This window comes from Marinobacter sp. B-21 (assembly GCF_056857895.1).
Genome location: NZ_JBSXNZ010000076.1, coordinates 38,900 through 45,981 on the forward strand (window position 1 = coordinate 38,900; position 7,082 = coordinate 45,981).

At 55.8% G+C, this 7,082-nt stretch carries 7 protein-coding genes; 5 read left to right on the forward strand and 2 right to left on the reverse strand.

Features of this window, described 5'->3' with window-relative positions:
• Positions 1–87: 87 nt before the first annotated feature.
• The 4 genes from argC (at position 88) to erpA (ending at position 2,789) form a co-directional block, all read left to right on the forward strand.
• Positions 88–1,125, forward strand: a complete 1,038-nt coding sequence (gene argC / locus AC13C0_RS11880; protein WP_117619452.1) for an N-acetyl-gamma-glutamyl-phosphate reductase — start codon at positions 88–90, stop codon at positions 1,123–1,125.
• A 16-nt stretch (positions 1,126–1,141) separates the two neighbouring features.
• On the forward strand, positions 1,142–1,882 hold the full coding sequence (locus tag AC13C0_RS11885) for a DUF6776 family protein (RefSeq protein WP_117619453.1): 741 nt from the start codon (positions 1,142–1,144) through the stop codon (positions 1,880–1,882).
• A 1-nt stretch (position 1,883) separates the two neighbouring features.
• A complete protein-coding gene (locus AC13C0_RS11890) occupies positions 1,884–2,372 on the forward strand; it encodes a bactofilin family protein (RefSeq protein ID WP_117619454.1) in 489 nt (162 codons plus the stop codon).
• An 84-nt stretch (positions 2,373–2,456) separates the two neighbouring features.
• Complete coding sequence (gene erpA / locus AC13C0_RS11895) at positions 2,457–2,789, forward strand: iron-sulfur cluster insertion protein ErpA (RefSeq protein ID WP_205422348.1); 333 nt, start codon at positions 2,457–2,459, stop codon at positions 2,787–2,789.
• 13 nt (positions 2,790–2,802) lie between these two features.
• Here the strand turns inward: erpA and AC13C0_RS11900 are convergent, their stop codons facing one another.
• Positions 2,803–3,900: an anhydro-N-acetylmuramic acid kinase gene (locus AC13C0_RS11900; RefSeq protein ID WP_341581298.1), complete on the reverse strand. Its 1,098-nt coding sequence runs from the start codon at positions 3,898–3,900 to the stop codon at positions 2,803–2,805.
• 5 nt (positions 3,901–3,905) lie between these two features.
• Entirely contained in the window at positions 3,906–5,315 is a 1,410-nt protein-coding gene (locus tag AC13C0_RS11905; RefSeq protein ID WP_341581299.1) for a peptidoglycan DD-metalloendopeptidase family protein, read from the reverse strand.
• 304 nt (positions 5,316–5,619) lie between these two features.
• Between AC13C0_RS11905 and tyrS the strand changes: the two genes are divergently transcribed.
• Entirely contained in the window at positions 5,620–6,822 is a 1,203-nt protein-coding gene (gene tyrS, locus AC13C0_RS11910) for a tyrosine--tRNA ligase (RefSeq protein ID WP_341581300.1), read from the forward strand.
• Positions 6,823–7,082: the final 260 nt, after the last annotated feature.

Here is a 7,082-nt window from a genome sequence, read left to right on the forward strand (position 1 = left end):
CTGAGGGCTGCAATAAGTCATTGGTTTATCATGGTAGACTACGCCGTCAAACCTCAAAATCCTGATACGACGTCGCTGGAGAGAAAGGTGATTAAAGTAGGCATCGTTGGTGGCACCGGGTATACCGGTGTGGAGCTGCTGAGAATCCTCGCGGTTCACCCTGAAGTTTCGGTCAGTTGCATTACATCCCGCTCGGAAGCCGGCCTGCCTGTGGCGGATATGTATCCGAACTTGCGCGGGCACTATGACCTCGCGTTCTCTGAGCCGGATGCAGGCATACTGGCAGCATGCGATCTGGTGTTCTTTGCCACGCCCCACGGTGTCGCCATGAGGATGGTGCCGGAACTGATGGCGGCCGGTGTGCGTGTGGTTGATCTCTCTGCGGACTTCCGCCTGAAAGATCTGGATGTCTGGGCAAGCTGGTACGGCATGCGCCACGAAAGCCCGGAATGGGCTGAGAAGGCAGTCTACGGGCTGCCGGAAGTGGTCCGTGAGGAAATCCGCGAAGCGCAACTGGTGGCGAACCCGGGCTGTTACCCGACTGCCGTTCAGCTGGGCTTTCTGCCACTGCTTGAGCAGGGCCTGGTCGATCCCGCCCGCCTGATCGCAGATGCGAAATCGGGAGCCAGCGGGGCTGGCCGGCAGGGCAAGATCGGCATGTTGCACGGGGAGGTTGGCGAGAGCTTCAAGGCCTATGGCGCTTCCGGTCATCGCCATCTGCCCGAAATTCGTCAGGGGCTGTCTGGCGCGGCTGGTGGTGACGTGGGGGTGACGTTTGTTCCGCACCTGATTCCGATGATTCGCGGTATCGAAGCAACTCTCTATGCTGAGCTGAAAGATCCAGCAGACTTCGACCGGCTTCAGGCGTTGTTTGAAGAGCGGTACAAGGCGGAACCGTTTGTCGATGTCATGCCCTTTGGCAGTCATCCGGAAACCCGGAGTGTGAGGGGCGCAAACCAGTGCCGTATGGCGCTGCATCGGCAGGAGCAAAGCAACATTGTTATTGTGTCTTCGGTCATCGATAACCTGGTGAAAGGCGCCGCCGGGCAGGCGGTTCAGAACATGAACATCATGTTCGGGCTGAAAGAAACCATGGGGCTTGAGGCTCCGGCGCTTCTGCCGTAATGCCGAAGGACAAACCGTGAGCGAGCAGAGAAAGCCGGCCGAAGAGTATGTTGTAATCCGGCATCGCCCGGGTTACCGCCTGCGCAGAACAGCAATCCTGCTGGTGTTCACCCTAGTCGCTGCGATCGCCGGGTATGCAACTGGCCTGGCGCAGGGCGGGTTCCGGTTCTCCAGTGCGGAAGAATCGAACCAGGTGCTGGAGAGCGAAGTCGAAAAGCTTCGGAAGGATTACCGGGAGGCCCGGCAGCAGTTGATCAATCTGGAGCGCGGGCGAGCCATTGATGAGCAGGCCCTGAACCGGGCCCGGAAAACCATAGTTGATCTTGAAACCCGGATTGCGTCACTGCAATCGGACCTGACTTTCTATAAAAACATCATGGCACCCTCGGAAACTAGCAAAGGGTTACAGGTCGACAGCGTCACGCTGACACCCAGCCGCAGTCAGGGTGCCTACGATTTCAAGTTGGTACTGACCCAGGTCGGTAATAACAAAAGTTACATCTCCGGCGTGGTGGCGGTGAACGTCATCGGGCTGCGTGACCAGGAAAAAGAGGTGATTGCCCTGCGTGATCTTTCTGAGGATATCGAGGATCTCGGGGTGAAGTTCCGTTTCCGGTATTTCCAGGATGTTGAAGGTACCCTGGCGTTGCCGGAAGAATTTGAGCCAATCGAGATTCAGGTGGTAGCCCAGGCGGAGGGACGGAAGTCCTCGCAGGCCGAGCGTACCTTTAACTGGGATGATTTAACGGAGAACTGACATGCTTGGCAAGAAAAAGCAGAAGCCACGCCGGCCTACCGGCCATTTTGATACCCTGGTTTCCTCCCGTACAACCATCGAGGGGGATGTTCACTTCTCCGGTGGCCTGCATGTGGACGGGCGTATTCGCGGCAAGGTGGTTGCTGATGAAGGGACCGATGCCGTGCTCAGGGTCTCGGAGGTCGGAGAGGTCACCGGCGATATCAACGCCCCTCACGTGATCATCAATGGTACGGTGAATGGTGATGTCTACGCCTCGGCCCATCTTGAACTGGCGGAAAAAGCGTCCATCAATGGGAGTGTTTTTTACAACCTTATCGAAATGGCGATGGGAGCTTCGGTTAACGGTAATCTGGTCCATCAGCGGGAACCGGTCGGGTTGCTTGCACAGGATGGTTCCGCCACCCGGCAGAAGCAGGAACAGGCCCACGGTGCTGACCAGCCGGACGAGGCTGATGAAGCATCGGTCGATGGTGGAAAGTCCGAATAGTTGATTGTTTTAGTCAGGAATACCATAATCGCCTGAGTTGTTAGCAATAATCCGGAGGCGAACTTGAGTGCAGTCCAGCAACAAATGGCCACACCGCTGTTCTTCAGTGACAGCGCCGTTGCCAAGGTGCGTGAGTTAATCGAGGAAGAGGGTAACGCCGAACTCAAACTCCGCGTCTTCGTGACCGGGGGCGGCTGTTCCGGGTTTCAGTATGGTTTCTCGTTCGATGAAAGCCAGGATGAAGAAGATACCGTTATCGAGCGTGACGGCGTTTATCTGTTGGTTGATCCGATGAGCTATCAGTATCTTGTCGGAGCCACCATCGATTATCAGGAAGGTCTTCAGGGTTCCCAGTTTGTCGTCCAGAATCCGAATGCCAGCTCAACCTGCGGGTGTGGCAGTTCCTTCTCCATCTGAACTCAGGAAGGCCTCAGGCCGGGTAGATGGCCCCCAGGATTCGCGGGCCTGACGCTCCGGTCACCTCAGGTAGGTTACCTGGTAATCCCTCCAGGGCCTGTTTTGCCAGCCAGGCAAATGCCACCGGTTCCACCATTTGCGGGTCCAGCCCCAGGTCTGATGTCAGCGTGAGCCGGCTTTCAGGCAAAGCTTTCTCAAGCTCCGCCATCAGTAGCGAATTCCGCGCACCGCCGCCGCAGACATAAATCCGGAGATCGCGGGCTTCGGGTAATTGATTCGCCACGCTTTCCACTGTCAGTTGCAGCAGGGTTCGCTGAATATCCTCGGCCGGGATGTCCGGATGGCGACTTACCTGCGTTTTTACCCAGTCCAGATTGAACCTCTCCTTGCCGGTGCTTTTCGGGGGTGTCCGCGAAAAATAGGCATCCGAGAGCATATCGCTGAGCAGTTCCTGATTCACTTTGCCTTCCCTGGCCCAGTGGCCATCGCTGTCAAAAGGAAGCCCGGTCTGAGCCAGGCACCAGGCATCCATCAGCGCGTTGGCTGGACCGGTGTCGAAACCGGTTACCGGGCTGCCTCTGTCGGCCGGGATCCAGGTTATGTTCGCAATGCCCCCCAGATTAAGGATGCAGCGATCCTCTGTGTCTGAACTGAAAAAGGCCTTGTGAAACGCAGGGACCAAAGGTGCTCCCTGGCCTCCGGCAGCCATGTCCCTTCTGCGGAAGTCGGCGACGGTGGTAATGCCGGTGGCTTCAGAAATAACAGACGGATTGCCAATCTGGATGGTAAAGGGCGCCGCACCTAAAGGTTGATGGCGAAGCGTCTGACCGTGACTGCCAATGGCGCGAATAGCTGATGCACAGAGGCCGGAGTGCCGTATCACCTCTGTCGCGGCCTGCGCAAACAGCGTGCCGGTGAGAGTGTCCAGTTCGCCGATTTCATCCGGGGTTGCCTGATTCTGGCTGGCGGCCAGGAGTCTGTGCCGGATCTGATCGGGGTAGGGTGCGGTGTGAGATGCGTGGATTCGTGCGGACTGTCCCTGGAACGACACCAGCACGGCATCAATGCCATCCATGCTGGTGCCGGACATCAAACCGATCCAGGTGTCCATAGCGCTCAGTCGTCTGAAGCCAGTGCGAGTTGCCGGTAGCTCTCGCGGAAAACATCAAATTGTGCGATTCGTTGTTCGGTGACCTGCTTGAAGCGGGCCATCTCGGAAGACGGTACAGGTTTTGCGTCCGGCAATTTCACAGTGCGTGAGTTGCGCGGAGCGCCGTTCAGCCGGAACTCATAGTGTAGATGTGGCCCGGTTACCATGCCGGAGGAACCGACATAGCCGATGGTTTCGCCCTGCTTTACCCGGGTGCCATTCTTAATGCCCTTTCCAAGGCGACTCATATGGGCGTAAAGCGTGGTGATGTTGTCGCCATGCTTCAGGATAACCGTGCGGCCGTAACCGCCTTTCCATCCTGCAAACTTCACACGACCTGCGCCGGCTGCCTTGATGGGGGTTCCTGGGGGGGCGCCATAGTCGGTGCCCTCGTGAGGACGAACCACATCCAGAACAGGGTGGCGCCTTTGAAGATTGAACGGCGAGGATACCCGCGCATTAATCGGCGTGCGCAGGAATGCCTTGCGCATGCTTTTGCCGTTGGGGTTGTAATAATCGCTGTCGCCATTGCTGTCGGTGTAGAGTAGGGCAGTGTTCTCCTCGCCACGGTTCACAAATCGGGCAGATAGGATGCGACCGGTATCGAACTTCTCGCCATCAAGGTAAAGTTCTTCATAGACCACTTCAAACTGGTCGCCCTTGCGGACGTCGTACACAAAGTCGATTTCCCAGCCGAAGATACCGGCCAACTCCATAGTGAGTTGGTCATTAAGTCCAGCTTCGCGAGCGGCAAGATAAAGTGAGCCGTCGATTGTTCCGGAAGCGAACGCCGGCCGTGCTTCAGGTTTGCGAACTTCCGTCTCGCCGGTGAAGCTTTCGCCTTCCCTGCTGATTTTCAGGGTTTCCAGGAGGTTGCGCTGCAGCTCAACGAAAGCCAGAGCGCCGTCACCAGCTGTGGCGAAACGGATCGTTTCACCGGCGTAGAGGCGCTGCAACTTTTCGGCTTCTCCGTCGCCGTGGATCACCGAGAGCATGATGCCGTCATTGAATCCAGCTTTCTTGAATAGTGAGGACAGGGTGTCGCCCGACTTGATGGCGAAGGTTTGCCACTCCAGTTCCGGTTGTTCCGGCGCGGCCGGGGCTGCAGGCTCGGTAACGCTGACTTGCTGGGAAGACTGCTCTGTGGAATCTGCCGTAGGCGATGCAGGCTGTTCGTCCACTGAGAGCGAACCCGGTTGCGCTGACGGCTCCGGTTCAGCGTTCGTCTTTGCGACGGTTCCCTGCTCCAGATCCAGTGAATAGGACATCCGCTTGGCTTCGACATTGCTGCTGGGGCTCATCAGAACAGTGGCGGTAACAATCACAGTCGCCGCTGCAGCAATGGTAATGTGTGTTTTTGGAAACATTTTCAGCACGTGTCACACCCGTTTTAATCGGTATTCCGGCAGCTTGTACTATCTAATTAAAGCTGCTGTTCAAGTATAGTCCAACAGATTACCGTATAAAATGCATGCGGGACAGCGTGAAATATTACGGTTACTGCCCCATCCTCCGGATTTCTTTTGGCAGCGTTGTTATAATGCGCCGCCCTTTTGTTTCGGTGTTGGTCAAAATCTGGTCAAACCACTCTAGCAGGAGAGCGGGTAACTCACAGATTTCTTTTGTTGAAGTCTGTAACCGATGAAATCTTTCAAGATCAAGATTGGGGACGTGTTGGTCATGGCATGCACTGATGAAGCGTTGGCGATTATCAAGCGCGGAGTAGACGAACTCATTCCGGAAGGTGAGTTGGTAGAAAAACTAAGGAAGGGCCGTCCTCTCAGGATTAAGGCCGGCTTCGATCCCACTGCGCCCGATCTTCACCTTGGACACACCGTCCTTATTAACAAGCTTCGTCAGTTTCAGGATCTGGGTCACGAGGTCATCTTCCTGATCGGTGACTTTACTGGGATGATTGGTGATCCGACCGGAAAGAGTGCCACCCGGCCCCCTCTGACAGAGCAACAGGTAGCCGATAACGCGGTCAGCTATAAAGAGCAGGTGTTCAAGATTCTCGATCCATCGAAAACCCGTGTGGTTTTCAACTCCGAATGGATGGGCAAAATGACCGCGGCCGATATGGTCAAGCTGGCGGGACAGTATACCGTTGCCCGTATGCTTGAGCGCGATGATTTTACCAAGCGCTACCGGGCGGAGCAGGCCATTGCGATCCATGAGTTTCTCTATCCCCTGGTGCAGGGGTACGATTCGGTCGCCCTTGAGGCAGACGTTGAATTGGGTGGGACCGATCAGAAGTTCAACTTGCTGATGGGACGGATTCTTCAGAAGCATTATGGTCAGTCTCCCCAGGCGATTCTCACCATGCCTATTCTGGAGGGGCTTGATGGCGTTCAGAAGATGTCCAAGTCCCTTGGGAACTATGTGGGCGTTAATGATTCTCCGGGTGAGATGTACACCAAGCTGTTGTCGATGCCGGATGATCTTCTCTGGCGTTACTTTGAGCTGCTGAGCTTCCGTCCGCTTGCAGAGGTGGAGACGTTCCGGAAGGAAGTGTCGGTGGGGGGCAATCCCCAGGATTATAAAAAGTTGCTGGCGGAAGAGATTATTACCCGCTTCCATGGTGAAGAGGCTGCAAAGACGGCGCACAAGTCAGCTGGGAACCGTGTTTCTCTTGGGGAGATTCCCGAGAACCTGCCGACCATTGAGGTTTCACTTGAAGGTCAGTCCGGGATGCCAATGGCTTCGGTATTGCGTTTGGCAGGCCTGGTAAAGAACGGTGCTGCCGCCCGCGATGTGCTGGGGCGTGGGGCGGTTTTCGTCGATGGCCGGAAATTCGAGGGCGACCGGGTGTTCGTGAAAGGTGACGACTGCGTCATACAGGCGGGAAAGAAGAAGATAGCCCGGGTTTTGGTCACTGCGTAACCGGGTTTCGGCGATTTTGAAATTTTTTTCAGGATCGCCGTTGACACCTTGGCGCAGGTCTGTAGAATGCGCATCTCTTTCGAGGGGCAGGCCAGTTGGGAGGCTCTGGATTCGAAAGACAACTGTTTGAAAGTATTCGAAAATTTGATATTTAAATTGTTCGAAATAAACGGTTGACAGGGTGGCGGAACGATGTAGAATACGCCTCCTTGATTGAGCCACGGCTCAACCGCTCTTTAAAAAGTTAACCAAGTAATTCG

Coding starts and splice junctions, on each gene's coding strand:
- AC13C0_RS11900 (WP_341581298.1), bottom strand. CDS start 3,900: ATGGACACCTGGATCGGTTTGATGTCCGGCACCAGCATGGATGGCATT.
- AC13C0_RS11890 (WP_117619454.1), top strand. CDS start 1,884: ATGCTTGGCAAGAAAAAGCAGAAGCCACGCCGGCCTACCGGCCATTTT.
- erpA (WP_205422348.1), top strand. CDS start 2,457: ATGGCCACACCGCTGTTCTTCAGTGACAGCGCCGTTGCCAAGGTGCGT.
- tyrS (WP_341581300.1), top strand. CDS start 5,620: ATGGCATGCACTGATGAAGCGTTGGCGATTATCAAGCGCGGAGTAGAC.